The sequence below is a fragment of the Microbulbifer agarilyticus genome, from assembly GCF_019800665.1.
Lineage (GTDB): Bacteria > Pseudomonadota > Gammaproteobacteria > Pseudomonadales > Cellvibrionaceae > Microbulbifer > Microbulbifer agarilyticus_C.
On record NZ_JAHVKO010000004.1, the window covers coordinates 437,768 to 454,313 of the forward strand.

The 16,546-nt window shown below is 57.1% G+C and carries 13 protein-coding genes; 6 read left to right on the forward strand and 7 right to left on the reverse strand.

Translation table 11 applies throughout. From position 1 onward, the window contains the following. Positions 1–23: 23 nt before the first annotated feature. The 7 genes from typA to thiI all read right to left on the reverse strand — a co-directional run bounded on the left by typA (position 24) and on the right by thiI (position 9,617). The gene (gene typA, locus KUV22_RS11340; RefSeq protein WP_222231203.1) at positions 24–1,832 is read right to left on the reverse strand and encodes a translational GTPase TypA; all 1,809 of its coding nucleotides are present in this window, start codon (positions 1,830–1,832) and stop codon (positions 24–26) included. A gap of 363 nt (positions 1,833–2,195) precedes the next feature. Next, complete coding sequence (locus KUV22_RS11345; RefSeq protein WP_222231205.1) at positions 2,196–4,625, reverse strand: transporter substrate-binding domain-containing protein; 2,430 nt, start codon at positions 4,623–4,625, stop codon at positions 2,196–2,198. A 183-nt stretch (positions 4,626–4,808) separates the two neighbouring features. Beyond that, positions 4,809–5,999, reverse strand: a complete 1,191-nt coding sequence (locus KUV22_RS11350) for an ATP-binding protein (RefSeq protein WP_222231207.1) — start codon at positions 5,997–5,999, stop codon at positions 4,809–4,811. Then, positions 5,999–6,700, reverse strand: a complete 702-nt coding sequence (locus tag KUV22_RS11355) for a response regulator transcription factor (protein WP_222231209.1) — start codon at positions 6,698–6,700, stop codon at positions 5,999–6,001. Before KUV22_RS11355 ends, KUV22_RS11350 begins: the two co-directional genes overlap by 1 nt. Continuing rightward, the gene (locus KUV22_RS11360; RefSeq protein WP_222231211.1) at positions 6,697–7,074 is read right to left on the reverse strand and encodes a DUF3019 domain-containing protein; all 378 of its coding nucleotides are present in this window, start codon (positions 7,072–7,074) and stop codon (positions 6,697–6,699) included. Before KUV22_RS11360 ends, KUV22_RS11355 begins: the two co-directional genes overlap by 4 nt. Next, positions 7,071–7,910 (reverse strand): MipA/OmpV family protein, encoded by an 840-nt coding sequence (locus KUV22_RS11365; protein WP_222231213.1) that lies wholly within the window; start codon positions 7,908–7,910, stop codon positions 7,071–7,073. Before KUV22_RS11365 ends, KUV22_RS11360 begins: the two co-directional genes overlap by 4 nt. A gap of 234 nt (positions 7,911–8,144) precedes the next feature. Beyond that, on the reverse strand, positions 8,145–9,617 hold the full coding sequence (gene thiI / locus KUV22_RS11370; protein ID WP_222231215.1) for a tRNA uracil 4-sulfurtransferase ThiI: 1,473 nt from the start codon (positions 9,615–9,617) through the stop codon (positions 8,145–8,147). A 391-nt stretch (positions 9,618–10,008) separates the two neighbouring features. Here thiI and glnA point away from each other — a divergent pair, with 391 nt between their 5' ends. The 6 genes from glnA to KUV22_RS11400 all read left to right on the forward strand — a co-directional run bounded on the left by glnA (position 10,009) and on the right by KUV22_RS11400 (position 16,546). Further along, entirely contained in the window at positions 10,009–11,415 is a 1,407-nt protein-coding gene (gene glnA / locus KUV22_RS11375) for a glutamate--ammonia ligase (RefSeq protein WP_222231217.1), read from the forward strand. 214 nt (positions 11,416–11,629) lie between these two features. Next, positions 11,630–12,310 carry a DUF4124 domain-containing protein gene (locus tag KUV22_RS11380; protein ID WP_222231219.1) on the forward strand — a complete coding sequence of 227 codons (681 nt, stop codon included), beginning with the start codon at positions 11,630–11,632 and terminating at the stop codon, positions 12,308–12,310. Positions 12,311–12,652: 342 nt separating this feature from the next. After that, complete coding sequence (glnL, locus tag KUV22_RS11385) at positions 12,653–13,726, forward strand: nitrogen regulation protein NR(II) (protein WP_222231221.1); 1,074 nt, start codon at positions 12,653–12,655, stop codon at positions 13,724–13,726. Positions 13,727–13,785: 59 nt separating this feature from the next. Next, positions 13,786–15,198 (forward strand): nitrogen regulation protein NR(I), encoded by a 1,413-nt coding sequence (gene glnG, locus KUV22_RS11390; RefSeq protein WP_222231223.1) that lies wholly within the window; start codon positions 13,786–13,788, stop codon positions 15,196–15,198. Between the two features lie 133 nt (positions 15,199–15,331). After that, positions 15,332–15,667 carry a zinc ribbon domain-containing protein YjdM gene (locus KUV22_RS11395; protein WP_222231225.1) on the forward strand — a complete coding sequence of 112 codons (336 nt, stop codon included), beginning with the start codon at positions 15,332–15,334 and terminating at the stop codon, positions 15,665–15,667. A gap of 84 nt (positions 15,668–15,751) precedes the next feature. Beyond that, on the forward strand, positions 15,752–16,546 hold the full coding sequence (locus KUV22_RS11400; RefSeq protein WP_222231227.1) for a bestrophin-like domain: 795 nt from the start codon (positions 15,752–15,754) through the stop codon (positions 16,544–16,546).

The window sequence follows — 16,546 nt, forward strand, 5'->3', positions numbered from 1 at the left end:
CGTTTTTTTGTGCGTGGAAGAAATTACTTCTTCGCGCGCTTGCGCATATTTTCCTGCAGGATTTTTTTGCGCAGACGAATGTGGTTCGGGGTTACCTCTACCAGTTCGTCGTCTTCGATAAACTCCAGCGCCTGCTCCAGGGTGTGGCGCACCGGCGGAGTCAGGGTCAGGGCTTCATCGGTACCCGCGGCGCGCACGTTGGTGAGCTGCTTGGCCTTGGTGGGGTTAACCACCAGGTCGTTGTCACGGGAGTGCAGGCCGACGATCTGGCCTTCGTAAATCTCTTCACCGTGGCCCAGGAACAGACGGCCGCGGTCCTGCAGTGCATACAGGGCGTAAGCCAGGGTCTTACCTTTCACCATGGATACCAGTACACCGTTGATGCGGCTGGTTACGTCACCTTCCTTCACCGGACCGTAGTGGTCGAAGATACTGGTCATGATGCCGGAGCCACTGGTCAGGGTCAGGAACTGGTTACGGAAACCGATCATGCCGCGGGACGGTACCACGAAGGTCAGGCGCACACGGCCCTTGCCGTCCGGTTCCATGTTGGTGAGTTCAGCCTTGCGCAGACCGAGCTCTTCCATAATGGAACCCTGGTGCTGATCTTCGACGTCGATCACTACCTGCTCGTACGGCTCCTGTACTTCACCGTCGACGATTCTCTGGACTACTTCCGGGCGGGATACACCCAGCTCGAAGCCTTCGCGACGCATGGATTCGATCAGTACCGACAGGTGCAGTTCACCACGGCCGGATACCTTGAACTTGTCTGGGGAATCGCCCTGTTCCACACGCAGTGCCACGTTGTGGATCAGTTCCTGGTCCAGGCGCTCCTTGATGTTGCGGCTGGTAACGTACTTGCCGTCCAGGCCGGCGAACGGCGAGTCGTTCACCTGGAAAGTCATGCTTACGGTGGGCTCGTCCACGGTCAGTGCAGGCAGCACTTCCGGGTTTTCCGGGTCACACAGGGTGTCGGAAATATTCAGCTCACCCACACCGGTAATACAGACGATGTCACCGGCGCTGGCCTGTTCCACTTCCACACGCTCGAGGCCCAGGTAACCCATTACCTGCAGTACCTTGGCTTTGCGGGAGTTGCCTTCGCGGTCGAGTACCACGGTCTGCTGGTTCGGCTTCAGGGTGCCGCGGGTGATGCGGCCAACACCGATCACGCCCACGTAGCTGTTGTAGTCCAGTGCGGAGATCTGCATCTGGAAAGGGCCGTCCTGGTCAACCTTGGGCGGCTCAACCTTGTCGACGATCATCTGGAACAGCGGGGTCATGTCGTCCGCCATATCGGTTTCATCGGTACCGGCAATGCCGTTCAGGGCGGAAGCGTAGATGACCGGGAAGTCCAGCTGCTCGTCGGTGGCGCCGAGGCTGTCGAACAAGTCGAATACCTGGTCCATCACCCAGTCCGGACGCGCGCCCGGGCGGTCGATTTTGTTGATGACCACGATCGGGTTCAGGCCCTGCTCGAACGCCTTCTGGGTTACGAAGCGGGTCTGCGGCATGGGGCCGTCTACCGCGTCTACCAGCAGCAGCACCGAGTCCACCATAGACAGTACGCGCTCTACCTCACCACCGAAGTCGGCGTGCCCAGGGGTGTCCACGATGTTGATACGGTAGTCGTTCCAGTTGATCGCGGTGTTCTTGGCGAGGATGGTAATACCGCGCTCTTTTTCCTGATCGTTGGAGTCCATCACGCGCTCGGAATCGGCGCTGCGGCGGTCGAGGGTGCCGGACTGCTGCAGCAGCTTGTCCACCAGGGTGGTCTTGCCGTGGTCAACGTGGGCGATGATCGCGATATTGCGAAGATTGTCTATCACAGGGGGCCTCTGGGCGTAATGCGTGATTGGGCGTAACCGTAGGGTCACACCAGAGAATTAGGTCAGGCGGGGGCTGGGCTGAGAGGAAAACAGCGGCTGTCCGGCCAAGGCGCGCGCATTATAGAGCTGAAATGTGGCAATTGGGAGTTGAACTGGTGAAAAGTTGTGCGAAAAAGTCGCTTTGTTGGCAGTTGAGCCGTTCACCCGCGCTGCCAACAAACGTCTAGTTGCACGCATCAACGCGATACGGAGGACTCGATATTGGCGGATGTGCGCGCCTTCGAACTCTGAGTCTTACCATTTCGTAGAACACAGCTTCGCATTCGCGCGAGTGAGGATGCTCCCGCCGAGGCCGCTCTGGCGTCAGTGAGTACTGGCCAGTGTCCCCGCTTGCCCGCATCGCTCAGGGGTGGAGGCTGGCCCCGAAGCATAGGAACTAAGCCAATTTGGCCAGGCTGCAGCCACCACACAGTGAATTGCACTGACGTCCTGTTGGCGACGGTAGGCTTCCAGAAGCGCCGCGTAAGTGCGGAAGCGTTGGGAAATTTTGCGTACGTAATCGTAGGGTTCCTGCCCGCGTGCGTAACCGTAGCGTGCCTTGGAGTAGTATTTCCGCTCTGAAAGCAGCAGCATCGCGTTTTCCACATTGCCAAACCAGACATTGCGGTCCCAGCCTTTTTCCTCCGCCAGATCCTGCGCGTCGTACACGTGGCCGAGACCGGCGTTGTACGAGGCGAGGGTGAACCACATTCTGTTCTCGGGGCTGATCCCTTTGTCCTCAAATTTGCGATACAGCCAGCGCAGGTACTTCAGGCCGGCACGCACACTGGTTTCAGGGTCGAACAGGTTCTTCTCACCCACCTGCTTGCCGGTATCCGGCATCACCTGCATCAGGCCCTGCGCACCCACCCAGGATTTTGCTTTTGGGTTGAATGAGCTCTCTTGAAACATCTGTGCGACGATCAGTCTCCAGTCGAAGTTAAATTCCTCCGCATATTTCTTAATGAGCTCGTCGTAGGGGGAGATTTTGCCCTTCACGCTGAGCGATTTAATTTCATCGCGGGTGCGGCGCGGTTGGTCAAAATATTTTTTGTACAGGGTATCGCGTAACTTGACGATTTTGGGTCTGTTAAAGAACTTCTCGATTGCGGCGAGCAGCTGGGGATTGCTTTCCCGTACCATCCACGCATAAAAATTATCTTCAATTTTGAGGTCGTAAATCTTCACAATATCGTTACGCCAATGTTTTTCCAGGCGCACGGTAATGTCATCGGCAATCGTAAGATCGTACTCACCATCGGCCACGTGATCGAGAATCTGCGGGATGGTCAAATCTTCCGGAACCAGTGCAACATCGATCTTTAAATCCTTAAATTCGGGCCGCTCTTGCATCAGCTGCATCAGCAGTTCGAACTGGCTGCTGGATTTCAGCAGGTGAATGGTTCTGCCGTTCAAGTCTTCCAGCTTCTCTAACTTGTCCTCCGGCTGGCCAACAATGGATACCGCTGCTTGTATGTAGTGGGGACCAAAGTCCATACCCGCTTCATCCCGCGCCTCGGTGTCAGAGATCAGGCTGGCAGCAACATCTGCCTTGCCGTCACGTACCATGGTGAATATTTCCCGGTGCGTGGGAGCAACCACTATCTCCAGTCGCACGCCGAGGCTCTTGGCAAATTTTTGCAGCAGTTCATATTCGTACCCCATCACTCGCCCTTTCCACATGAAATAGGTGCCCGGATGGTTGCGGGTAACCGCGCGGAGTACGCCGCGTTCCTTGATTGAATCCAGGTCGCCGATATGGCGGGCATGCGGACTGGTCAGCTTGATGCTGCGGATGGCCTCATTGAGTGCCTGCTGTAACTGCGGTGAGTCTTTGCGAATACCGATGGTCAGCGGGTCTTCGCGCTCAAACACCACATTTTTTTTGATATTGTCACGGAACTGTTGCACCAGATCGAAAATCTGTTCATCGATCACCGTGAAGTCGATATGCCCCATGGAAACGTCGATTGCCAGTTCGACATAATTTTGTGTGACCACCTCAAGCTTGAGGCCCGGGTGTTGTTTGGCGATTTCCCTGCCGCGGGTCTCAAAAACCGTCCCCTTGGTAACCGCGAGAGTCTTTCCTTGCAGCGAATCGCCAGGCTTAACCTCCGGCGTATCTTTTTGCGAGACCAGGGTGTCATGGGTCTTGCCGATGGTTTTGCTAAAGTCGATGAGTTCTGCGCGCTCTCTGGTGGGCACCAGATTGTTCGCGATGATATCGCCCTTGCCTTCGATCAATAGTGGAATAAGCCGGTCAAAATTTTCCACGAACAGCACCACCGGCTCGAGGCCCAGCTTTTCTGCTTTCTGCCTTGCCAGCTCGATCTCAATATCCTGCTGCGTCGCCGCGCGGTGTAAAGAATCTGTATTGGCGATGTCTACCAGAATGCGCAGCATGCCGCGCTTTTTGATCGCATCAAGATCGCCGGTTTCGATGTAGTTATTGAAAGCGCCAATCGGGTATTCCGCGGTGGTGTCGGGTTCCCACGTGGCACTGGGGCGGAGATCACCTTTTTGTGCCGCCTTGCCGGTGAACTTTTCATGGGACTGGCCGGAAGCGCTTGTTATGGTCGTGGCGTCAGTACCATCATCGGTATCCGTGGCGTCGGCATCGCCTTCAGCGTATTCGGTGCCCTTCGCTGTCTGATCCCTGGGTTCTGCATCTTCCGGTGTGCGCTCGCAGCCCCCAACAAAGAACAGTGCGCAGAGTAGGCACAGGCCCGTAATTACTCGCAGATTGGTTGGCATCCGCCCGTCCCGGCTTCATGAAGGAATATTTTCAGTTTAGTTGCAGGGCGCTGCTTCGCCGGTGGGAAAGTGGCACTGGTACAGGTGGTTGAATATGATGTCTTTACCGACGCGGAATAGCCGTGACCTGGGGACGAGATCTAGAGATTTGAGGGCTGCATGGGCAGCCTTAGATGTGGTCGTTCAGGCGGAATTTGGCCAGCTGAGTGTGGCGCGGGTACCACCGAGTGTCGGTGAGCGGTCCAACTGAAATTCTCCGTCGTGCCACATCATCACTTTTTTGACGATATACAGGCCCAGCCCGTAGCCCTGATCATCTGTTGCCGAGCGCGTAAAGGCGTCGGTCAGCTCCAGCGCGTCACCCGCGAGCCCGGGCCCGTTGTCCTCGATGGTCAGGACGCAGCGGTTGATATCGTGATGAAAACGCACATCCACGCGATCCTCAGCGTATTTGCTTGCATTGGTCACCAGGTTGTGAATCGCGATGGTTAACGAATCCGGTTCAAACCAGGCATTGCCGTCGGCGAAGTAGTAGCCGATCTGTAAGTCCGGGCACTGCACCTCGAGAGAATCCGACAGGGTGCTGAAAAATGAATTGAGTGCGTTCTGCTTGCGGGAAATAAACTGTTCTTGAATCTCTATCTTGGCAAAGGTCAGGTATTTCTCGATCAGCGATTCGATATCGCCCGTGGCCTGGGCGATCATGCGGTTGCCGTCATTGCTTTCGTTAGCTTTGTTTTCGAGCGCGAGCTGGAATTTAATCCTTGCCAGGGGCGTGCGAATTTCGTGCGCAATGGTGCGTGCCAGATCCTGATTCATCTGACAGTATCCGAGCACGATATTGGCGTTGCGGCGAAAGGTCTCCGCCAGAGGGTAAATGGTCGAACGGCGGCTGGTGCGCGAAGGCAGGCGGAATGGTTTGTTACTGAAACGAATCGCCGTATTTTGCAGGCGATTCAGATCACGAAACATTGGCCAGATAGCGGCCAGCAAAACCAGTAGCATGGCGCCAATAAATAACAGCCGCCATTGGGTTACATTTTCCTGCTGTCGCTGCGGGAAGGGGCCTATCTGGACAACATTTGTATCACTCAGGTGGTAGAAAAGGATCTGCTCATCGCCGTTGTCCAGGCCGATAATTTCTCCGCCTTGCATGCGTTCCATTAGCTCGTGGGGAAAGTGCACGGCAGTTAGCGGATAGCTTTGGGCAAGAGGTGTGTCGCGGTGCTCAAGTACTTTGGCGAGTTGCGCGGCACTGATGGCATATTCACCGGGCTCATCGGAATAATTTTGGTATAGCGCGCTCAATGCGCTCAATACGACGATAAGTGCAAGGGCAAAAATCCCCAGCAAGCGCAGCATTTGATTACGCATCAGCTGTTACCAGTCGTCGTATGTAACGCGTAGCCGCGGCCGCGAATGGAGCGAATCACCACGCCGTCGTTAAAGCTATCCAGCTTTTTACGCAGGCGGCTGACTCGCATGTCCACCACCCGATCGAGGCCATCAAATTCCCGCCCGATTACTCGCCGGAAAAGATATTCACGGCTCAACAGCTGGGTGGGTTGCTCGGCAAAAATCAGCAGCAGGTCAAACTCGTTTGCGGTCAGTTCAATGACATCGCCGTAAATGGAAGCCGTGCGCGCGGTCAGGTCGATTTGCAGTGGCCCAAAACAAATATCACTGACCAGTGTGGGACGTTTGGAATTTCTGATATTTGCGGTAATCTTTGCCCACAGCAATTCAGGATCCACGGGCTTTACCAGATAATCGCAGGCACCCAGATCGAGACCGCTAACCTGATCGTTAATGGAGCTCAGCGCGCTCAGGAAAATTAACGGGCAGTTAATCTGGTGTCGGCATTGCTCTAACAACTGGAAGCCACTGGCGTCGGGCAACACGACGTCGGCAATAATCAGATCATAATCGCGATGGTGCAAAGCCTTTAGGAAATCCCTGCCGCTGGCTGCGTGTATCACTTCGCACTGGCGCGTGCTCAGAAAGCGCAAGGTGAGTTCGGCGAGCTGTTGGTCGTCTTCGAGCAACAGGATACGGTAGCCGTTTACGGGCTTCATAAGAACCCCCAGCCATAGCGGCGCTGGTGGCGTTTGGGGCGAAACTTGGCGACTTTTAGTGTTGTCTGGGCAACCTGCAATCCACTCGCACTATTGGTTACTTCGAAAGAAAGGTCTTCTTGTGCCGAGACATAGACCTGCAGCGAGCGGCCGTTTTTCGCTGAAAAGCAGCTTACCAGCCCGCGCCCGGAAACGATGAGACAGTATTCATTGTCATCTTTCGCTTGGAAATCTACCGTCACCGAAATGCTGCACAGCTCTTCATCTTCCGCCACTGCACATAGCGAGGGCGTGATGCGCAGTTCCGCTGCCAGCACGCCTTGGTTGGTGCCCAATAGAAAGATGCTGAAGAGAATCAGATACAGCCGTTTCATCGGTCACCACCGATACTGTACTGAACACCGGCAAACCAACTCAGGGTTTCCGGCTTTTCAATCATCAGAGGGTTTCGACCATCCAGGTCGAACTGGTTGAATTTGGCTGCGAATTTGAGTTCGAAGTGTTTCCCCAGTGGATAGGCGAACTGAATTCGCGCATAGCGGTCGGTGACATCGTCAGGGGGAAACTGCCTCGTGTAGGAATAGGCGAATCTCCCGGCTTCTTCGGGGCGCAGATGGTAGTAATAGTTCACCAGGTCCGCATCTTTTTGCACGGCGCCCAGGCTCCAGGCGAATGAGCCACCAAACAATGGGTATTGCTTGTCGAAACTAAGATGGGTTTCGGAACCGTAATGGACCTTGGTGATATCCTGAAAATAGGCAAAGGAGATATCCACCGGCGCGGTAACGAATGTTGCGCTCGGCCCCGCGACCGCGGAGATATCCCGTGAAATGTTTTCCGGTGTCCAGCCGAAGGCGCCGCCGGTGCTGCCGAGGATGTTCGACAGTGAGGCCATGGTGTAGTCGTCACGGTCTAGCTGGAAAAATATCCCGTCTTCATTCGGCCTGACGACCAGGTCCACATATAAATTCTTTTGTTCCAGCAGGCTATAGCCGACGGTGAGGTTGCTGACGAAGAAGCGCTCGCCATAGTAGCTGAAGGACGGCAACAGGCTGGTGGTCCCGTTATCCCGCCCCTTAAGCGGGTTCTCGATAACCCCCTCGCCCACCGCCAGGCTCAACTTCCAGACCGGCGCGCGTGACTCTTCGGCCGCGACTTGAGTGCAGACGACGAGCAGGCTTAACAGCGTTATTAGACTTCGTGGAAACATTGGACAGTTGTTATTTTTTTATCGCTGGCAACTTTTATCACAGTGATTCCGTGTGTCGCTAGCGAACGCAGCAAAAGCTAACAAATTGTTACAAAAATGATTCAGGCGACACTTCGCCTCGAAGAAAGTGCTGACTGCAAAGTTTTGTGCTGTCGTTGCGGGAGCAGGCCTGTAGGCCCGCTACCTGTCATGGCGCGGGCCCTGTTGCGGCGGTCTAGCAGGGGAGTGCGGGCGTTATTTGCCCTGGTGCGGGATCTCCGGACGGAAGACACCCACGTTGCGATAGCCTTCGTCGAGCAGGTGCGATGCGTGCAGCTGGCTCATCACCCCGCGCGCGCAGTACAGCAGGTACTGTTTGTCCTTATCCAGCTTCTGGAAGGCGGTGCTGAGGCGGTAGAAGGGAATGGTCTCCACTTCCGCATCGTCGAGTTCCAGCGGGTTCACCTCTTCCTCGGTGGGGTGGCGGATATCGATAATGATGGCATCGCCGGGCTCTTTAAAGATGTCCACCGGTGGGACGTCTTCACCCAGGTCATCCATTACCTCATCGATGTTTTGCATTACCCGGTTGCCCACCGCGCGGTCGAGCACCGTGAAGTCGAAGCGCGCTTCTTCGTTTTCGACTTTTTCCATTTTCGCGCGGGTGGTGGGTTTCACCGAGATCACGCCGCAGTATTCGGGCATATTCGCGGCGAACTCTTCGGTGCCGATCTCGCGTGCGGTGCGGATGATGTCGGTTTTGTCGGAAGTGATCAGTGGGCGCAACACCAGAGTGTCAGTCACGCTGTCGATTACTGCCAGGTTCTTCAACGTCTGGCTGGAAACCTGGGCGATGGCTTCGCCGGTTACCAGCGCATCCACTTCCAGTTCCTTGGCGATGACCGAACCCGCGCGCAGCATCATGCGCTTCAGGGTCACACCCATATAGGAGTCGTCCACCTTCTCCAGGATTTCTGCCACGACCTCATCAAAAGGAACGGTGACAAAGCGCACCCGGTGGGAGGAGCCGTATTTGTCCCACAGGTAAAACGCCACTTCCTTTACCCCCAGCTCGTGCTGGCGGCCGCCCAGGTTAAAGAACAGGAAATGGGTGCGGATACCGCGCTTGATGGTGAGGTAACTGGACACGGTGGAGTCGAAGCCGCCGGACACCAGTGAGATGACCGGGTCCTGGGTGCCCAGCGGGAAGCCGCCGAGGCCCTGGTGCAGCTCCTCGATCACGTTCAGCTTGTCGTGACGGATTTCCAGCTTCACGGTGATGTCGGGTTTCTTCAGCTTCACGCCGGCGGCGTCGGTGTTCTGGTTGAGGCCGCCGCCCACGTACTGCTCCACGTCCAGCGACTGGAAGTCGTGTTTGCCGGTGCGTTTTACCCGCACGCAAAATGTCTTGCCGGCAAGTTGCGGGCCCCAGATGGCGAGGGTCTTCTGGTAGATATCGTCCAGGTCGCCCAGCGGGAACTGCTGCACGCGGGCAAAGTTGGCGATGCCCGGGGTGTGCGCCAGTACCTCTTCAATGCGCTCGGAAAGATGGGATACTGCGTCCGGCGCGGTCACGTCGATTTTTTCCCAGTCTTTGCGCACCTGAATACGGTCATCCAGTTGTCGCATCAACTTGCGCAGATTGTCTGCGAGCTGTCGCGACATGCGCTTGCGCACGGGATTGCTCTTGATGGTGATCTCTGGGAAAAATTTAACGACAAAGTGCATAAGGGATGTGCCGGAACCGCGGTTGAATTTGAGGCCGGAAAGGATTTACTGGCTTCCCGGGAGAGGTGGCGAATTATAAACTCGCTATCGCGAATTTGCTTGTGGCACCAAATTGGTGCCAATTGCGTGTTTATCGCCCTAAAATGGTGCGGATGGAGGTTTGGGGGCACCATTTTTGGGAATGCTGCGGGCCACCCGGGAAAGCTGGCGTGTTAATGCTGGTCCGGGTTGGATGATTTCTATTCGATTGTTCTCCCCAGCAACCAAATCCGATTCCCCGAACCCCCTTGCCGTCAATTTGCCCCAATTTGGCACACTCTTTGCTTTTACAGTTGCCACAAGATAAAGCGAATTGGCGCGAACATAACTTTTTCATTCCTGGAGGACTGTAATGTCAGCGAAAACGCTCGGGCTCATCAAAGAGAGCGAAGCTAAATGGGTAGACCTGCGCTTCACCGATACCAAAGGTAAGGAACAACACGTTTCCCTTCCCAGCAAGGAAGTTGACGGCGAGTTCTTCGAAGAAGGCAAGATGTTCGATGGCTCCTCCATCTCCGGTTGGAAAGGCATCAACGAATCCGACATGATCCTGATGCCGGACGACGAAACTGCATTCCTGGACCCGTTCACCGATGAAGCGACCGTAATCGTTCGCTGTAACATCGTTGACCCGATCACCGGTCAGGGCTACGAGCGCGACCCGCGTTCCATCGCTCTGCGCGCTGAGGAATACCTGAAGTCCACTGGTTTCGGTGACACCGCGCTGTTCGGTCCGGAGCCTGAGTTCTTCGTATTCGACGACATCACCTGGGGTGCCGAAATGGGCGGCGCCTTCTACAAAATCAACTCCGAAGAAGCGGCCTGGTCTTCCGGCGCTAATTTCACCGACGGCAACATGGGCCACCGTCCGGGCGTTAAGGGCGGTTACTTCCCGGTTCCTCCGGTCGACTCCCTGCACGACGTACGTGCCGCCATGTGTTCCGCTATGGAAGCCATGGGTCTGGAAATTGAAGTACACCACCACGAAGTGGGTACTGCTGGCCAGTGTGAAATCGGCGTTGGCGCGAACACTCTGACCAAGAAAGCGGACGAAGTTCAGATCCTGAAGTACGCGGTACACAACGTAGCGCACGCTTACGGCAAAACTGCGACCTTCATGCCGAAGCCGCTGGTAGGCGACAACGGTTCTGGTATGCACGTACACCAGTCCTTCAGCAAAGACGGCGTAAACCAGTTCGCTGGCGACGCTTACGCTGGACTGTCTGAAACTGCCCTGTTCTACGTTGGTGGTATCATCAAGCACGCACGCGCGCTGAACGCGATCTGTAACGCGTCTACCAACTCCTACAAGCGTCTGGTTCCGGGCTTCGAAGCGCCAGTAATCCTGGCCTACTCCGCGCGTAACCGTTCTGCGTCCATCCGTATCCCGTTCGTACCGAGCCCGAAAGGCAAGCGTATCGAAACTCGCTTCCCGGATCCGACCGCTAACCCGTACCTGGCCTTCTCCGCTCTGCTGATGGCTGGCCTCGACGGCGTTAAGAACAAGATCCACCCTGGCGATGCTGCGGACAAGGATCTGTACGATCTGCCGGCGGAAGAGCTGGCCGAGTACCCGACCGTTGCTTCCAGCCTGGAACAGGCTCTGGACGCACTGGATCAGGACCGCGCGTTCCTGACCGAAGGTGGCGTATTCACCGACGACGCGATCGATGCTTACATCGAGCTGAAGCGTGAAGAAGTTCAGCGTGTGAACATGACCACTCACCCGGTTGAGTTCGACCTGTACTATTCCGTATAAGCAGGTATCATCAGCGCGCCGCCGCCGATTTTCCTTCGGGAGATTGGTGAGAACGGCGCAAAGATGACGAGAAAGCCCACACCTTGCGGTGTGGGCTTTTTTTATGCGCTTTTTATGGCTCTTTTGTGCACAGGCGCTTTACGTCGCGCCCGTGTTCGCGAGTACACTAGCCTTACTAAACAGGTAAGTTGAAAACACGACTGCGGGAGCAACCATGATCAAACTGACCGCGTTGCTTGCGGTGCCACTGGCGGCACTGCTGATTGCCACCGCGAGCGCCCAGGACAAGTCCGACACCACCAAGGGTGGCTCAGGTACTGGTAGTGGCTCGGTGTACAAAATCGTCGGACCCGACGGCCGCGTGACCTTCAGCGACACCGCACCGGCGGGCGAGAAGGTGGAAAAGATTGAGATTGGGCCAATCAATGTGCAGCCCATTGCGCCGAAAAGCGCGCTGCCCACGCGCAAGCTATCTCCGCGCTCCGGCGATGAGCGCCAGCGCGAAGACCTGGGGCCCATCAGCTTCGCCATTGTCAGCCCGGCGGATGATGCGACCATCCCGCCCGGCCAGCGCTTTATCGTGCTGCAGGTGGCCCTGAATCCGGTGCCGCGAGACGGTTACCGCTTTTTCGCGGTCATCGATGGCCAGCGCTGGAGCGGCGGCTCATCCACCAACAGCCTGGACATCTCCGCGCTTGAGCGCGGTACCCATACCATCCAGGCGGTGCTGTACAGCGCCACCGGCCAGCCGCTGGCGCAATCGCAAACCATTCAGGTCCATGTGAAGCGACCCGGCGGACAGATACCGGACTTCCCTGCCCAGCAGGCACCGCAGATGCCCCAGGCGCCGCAGGTGCCGGGTATCGCGAAGCCGCCCAGCCCCCAGCCCCGCTGATACCGCTACCGCGAATACCTAGTCTATTTCGGCTTGCGCGCCCTTCGAGCGGGCGCACTCGCCTGCTACACCCGCTCTCACCCGCCCAACGGCAAACCCCGGAGCACACCGCGCCACTCTCAGTCATCTCCCGTGCCCCGCAATGAACACCAGAATTGGCTATTTTTCACTCAATGCACAATAATGGTGCGCGCGCTGGTGGCCGACGCCGCCAGTGCCCCCTAATTCATTCTGTTTCATCTGTTTTTTGCGCCATTTTGGTTTGCTTCTTGCACTCCCAATAGGCGAATCGGACAAGTGAACAACATCGCGACACTTAACGCCTCAACCTCGGAAGCTGGAATGCTCAACGATCGTCAGTTACGCCTGCTGCTGGACAACCTCACCTCGGCCGTATTGGTGCTCGATGACAAGCTGGCGCTCTGCTACCTGAACTCCGCCGCGGAAAACCTGATAGCGGTTTCCAATGCGCGCGCCAGTGGCCAGCCGCTGGAAGAGGTGGTGCGGGAAAACCCGGCGGCGCTCGAGGCGTTGCGAGCGTCCCTGGCCAGTGGCGAGAAGTACACGGTGCGCCGCGCCCTGTGGCTGCTGCACAACCTGGAAGAGTGCACCGTGGATTACTCGGTAACCCCGCTGCCGGACCTGGGTTTGTTGCTGCTGGAAGTGCAGTCGATGGATCGCCTGCTGCGCATCGCTCGCGAAGACGCGCTGCTTTCCGCGCAGGAGACTACCCGCAACCTGGTGCGCGGCATGGCGCATGAGGTGAAGAATCCACTGGGTGGTATTCGCGGGGCGGCACAGTTACTGCAAACAGAATTGAAAGAGCTGGATGACGAAGGCCTGGGTGAATACACCCAGATCATCATCGAAGAGGCGGATCGCCTGCGCAATCTGGTGGACCGCATGCTGGGCCCGCGCAAGCCGGTACAACTGCAGCCGGTCAATGTACACACCATTACCGAGCGGGTAGCGCAGCTGATCGAGGCGGAGTGCAGCGGCGCATTGATTATCGAGCGGGACTACGACCCATCGATTCCGGACATTCCCGCCGACAGCGAGCAGCTGATCCAGGCGGTATTGAATATTGCCCGCAATGCCATGCAGGCCATCGCCGAGAGCATTGGCCTCGACAAGGGCAGCCTGATGATCCGCACCCGGGTGCAGCGCCAGTTCACCATCGGTCGCCGCCACTGCTCACTGGTGTGCCGCATCGATGTTGTGGATAACGGGCCGGGCATACCGGAGGACATCCGCGAACGTATTTTCTACCCGATGATTTCGGGGCGCGCGGAGGGCACTGGACTGGGGCTGTCCCTCTCGCAGCACATTATTAACCAGCACCGCGGGCTCATTAAATGTGAGAGCGAGCCCGGGCAAACGGAATTCCAGATTTATCTGCCGCTGGCTTCGGAATAGCCGCGACAGCACCGAATACGTACAGATTTTTGACTTAGAACGCAGGCCGGAAAATTATTATGAACAACCGTGTTTGGATCATTGATGACGACCGTTCCATCCGCTGGGTGCTCGAGCGCGCACTATCCCGCGCCGGCATCGACACGACCTGTTACGAGAATGGCGACCGGGCGCTGGATGACTTTTACAGCGAGTCACCCGATGTCGTGATCAGCGATATCCGCATGCCCGGTTCTGACGGTTTCAAATTGCTGCAGCGTTTCCAGGCCGAGCGCCCCAACCTGCCCATAATCATCATGACCGCACACTCGGATCTCGACAGCGCGGTTGCCGCCTACCAGGGCGGTGCGTTCGAATACCTGCCCAAGCCGTTTGATGTGGATGAGGCCGTGGCGGTTACCCGCCGCGCGCTGGCGCTGGCCAACGAGCAGCAGCCGGAAGAGTCGGTGGTGATCGAAAATGGCACTGGCAATAAAGAGATTATTGGTGAAGCGCCGGCGATGCAGGAGGTGTTCCGCGCGATCGGCCGCCTGTCCCACTCGAACATCACGGTGTTGATCAATGGTGAGTCCGGTACCGGTAAAGAACTGGTGGCGGCGGCACTACACAACCACAGCCCGCGCAAGAACCAGCCGTTTATTGCGCTGAACATGGCGGCGATTCCCAAGGACCTGATGGAATCGGAATTGTTCGGCCATGAAAAGGGCGCGTTCACCGGCGCCAGCGCACAGCGCGCCGGACGCTTCGAGCAGGCCAATGGCGGCACCCTGTTCCTGGATGAGATCGGTGATATGCCTGCCGAGACTCAGACCCGGCTGTTGCGGGTGCTGGCCGATGGCGAGTTTTATCGCGTCGGTGGGCATACGCCGGTGAAAGTGGATGTGCGCATTATTGCCGCGACACACCAGGACCTGGAGCGCCTCGTAGAGGAGCACAAGTTCCGCGAGGACTTGTTCCACCGCCTCAACGTAATCCGTATCCACATCCCGCGACTCTCCGACCGCCGCGAGGATATTCCGCGCCTGGTACGCCACTTCTTCAACAGTGCCGCCAAGGACCTGGGTGTCGAGCCGAAAATTCTTACCGCGGAAACCGAAGAGTACCTGTCCGGACTCGATTGGCCGGGTAACGTGCGCCAGCTGGAAAACACCTGCCGCTGGATCACCGTGATGGCTTCGGGCCGCGAAGTGCATATCGAAGATCTGCCGCCGGAACTGCATCAGCAGGGCGCCACCAGTGAAGCACCGCAGGACTGGCAAAAGGCGCTGCGCCTGTGGGCAGATCAGGCCCTGGCCACTGGCCAGCGTGAGATCCTCAGCGAGGCGGTGCCGGCCTTCGAGCGCGCACTGATTGAGATTGCCCTCAAGCACACCGCCGGCCGCAAGCGCGATGCCGCTGAGCTGCTTGGCTGGGGACGCAACACGCTGACCCGCAAGCTGAAAGAGCTGGGCATGAACGGCGGCGAAGACTAACGCCGCTCCCTGTCCGGCAAACTAAAAAGATCCAGGTCGCGCCCCGTATTCCCAGCGGGGCCCCTGGTCGCTATGCTAGCGCCAATGCAAACCCGCTATCCTCAATTTCCTGCCACAAGATGTATCCAAAGCTATGAGCGAATTACCCAATTGCGTGAAGTGCAACTCCGCATACACCTATGAAGACCGCGGCCTGTTTGTGTGCCCGGAGTGCGGACATGAATGGAGCGCCGCGGATGCGTCAGATGACGAGGCCCTGACTATTCGCGACGCCAACGGCAACGCGCTGCAGGACGGCGACACGGTGACGGTGATCAAGGACCTGAAGGTAAAAGGCTCGTCACTGGTGGTTAAGGTAGGTACCAAGGTAAAGAACATCCGCCTGGTGGAAGGCGATCACGATATCGATTGCAAAATTGATGGGATTGGCGCCATGAAACTCAAGTCAGAGTTTGTCAAAAAGGCCTGAGACTCGCTTGCTGTGTGTGCAGAGCGCATTGGAATGATCCAGACTTGAGAGTGGCTTAACGATTTCTGCCTGACTCAAGCGTAAATGTTCAACTTTCTCACCACATTACCGCTCTCGATTATCTACCTCATATCCGTGCTGCTGATTCTGCTGGCGCTATCCTGCGGCTACCTGGTGGGCCACCGGTTAGCGCGCCAGCGCGCCGATCAGCAGGATAGCTCCATTGGCAGCGCCGTCGCGGCCATGCTGGGGTTGCTCGCGTTTATGCTCGCGCTCACATTCAATATGACCTCGGAGCGTTTTAGCGAACGCAAGGCGTTGTTGCTGGATGAGGTCAATGCCATCGAAACGACGTTTTTGCGCGCCGATTTTTTACCGGCGGCCGAGCGTGCGCAGGTACGGCAACTGCTTAGAGAATACGCCGAGGTGCGTAGCACCGACCCGACCCGTCGCAGTATGGCGGAAACCTTCGAGGCAATGGTGCGCAGCGAAGAGATTCATGGCGCGCTGTGGCAGCTGCTGGGTAGCAGTCAGGACAATGACGCGGTGAACGCGATACATGTAAGAGCGTTTTATGAGTCGTTGAACGAGGTGATTGACCTGCATTCCAAGCGGGTTCAGGTCGGATTGATTTATCAGATCCCTGGGGCCATCTGGGCCGCGCTTTATACCATCAGCGCGCTGGCGGTATTTGGGCTGGGCGTACAGCTGGGGATCAATGCGCGGGGCTCCGCGCCAGTCGCGATCTCCCTGGCACTTGCGTTTGCGCTGGTGATTTTATTGATCGCCGACCTGGATCGCGCGGGTGAGGGCTTGCTGGTGGTTAATCAGGAGCCCATGCGCGCTTTGGCAGAGCGCATGACCAACCAACGGCAATAG

Excerpts from the sequence above, each read along its gene's own strand:
- thiI (WP_222231215.1), bottom strand. The coding sequence starts at position 9,617 with ATGCACTTTGTCGTTAAATTTTTCCCAGAGATCACCATCAAGAGCAAT.
- glnG (WP_222231223.1), top strand. The coding sequence starts at position 13,786 with ATGAACAACCGTGTTTGGATCATTGATGACGACCGTTCCATCCGCTGG.
- KUV22_RS11350 (WP_222231207.1), bottom strand. The coding sequence starts at position 5,999 with ATGCGTAATCAAATGCTGCGCTTGCTGGGGATTTTTGCCCTTGCACTT.
- glnL (WP_222231221.1), top strand. The coding sequence starts at position 12,653 with ATGCTCAACGATCGTCAGTTACGCCTGCTGCTGGACAACCTCACCTCG.
- KUV22_RS11380 (WP_222231219.1), top strand. The coding sequence starts at position 11,630 with ATGATCAAACTGACCGCGTTGCTTGCGGTGCCACTGGCGGCACTGCTG.
- KUV22_RS11355 (WP_222231209.1), bottom strand. The coding sequence starts at position 6,700 with ATGAAGCCCGTAAACGGCTACCGTATCCTGTTGCTCGAAGACGACCAA.
- KUV22_RS11360 (WP_222231211.1), bottom strand. The coding sequence starts at position 7,074 with ATGAAACGGCTGTATCTGATTCTCTTCAGCATCTTTCTATTGGGCACC.
- glnA (WP_222231217.1), top strand. The coding sequence starts at position 10,009 with ATGTCAGCGAAAACGCTCGGGCTCATCAAAGAGAGCGAAGCTAAATGG.
- KUV22_RS11345 (WP_222231205.1), bottom strand. The coding sequence starts at position 4,625 with ATGCCAACCAATCTGCGAGTAATTACGGGCCTGTGCCTACTCTGCGCA.
- KUV22_RS11400 (WP_222231227.1), top strand. The coding sequence starts at position 15,752 with ATGTTCAACTTTCTCACCACATTACCGCTCTCGATTATCTACCTCATA.
- KUV22_RS11365 (WP_222231213.1), bottom strand. The coding sequence starts at position 7,910 with ATGTTTCCACGAAGTCTAATAACGCTGTTAAGCCTGCTCGTCGTCTGC.
- KUV22_RS11395 (WP_222231225.1), top strand. The coding sequence starts at position 15,332 with ATGAGCGAATTACCCAATTGCGTGAAGTGCAACTCCGCATACACCTAT.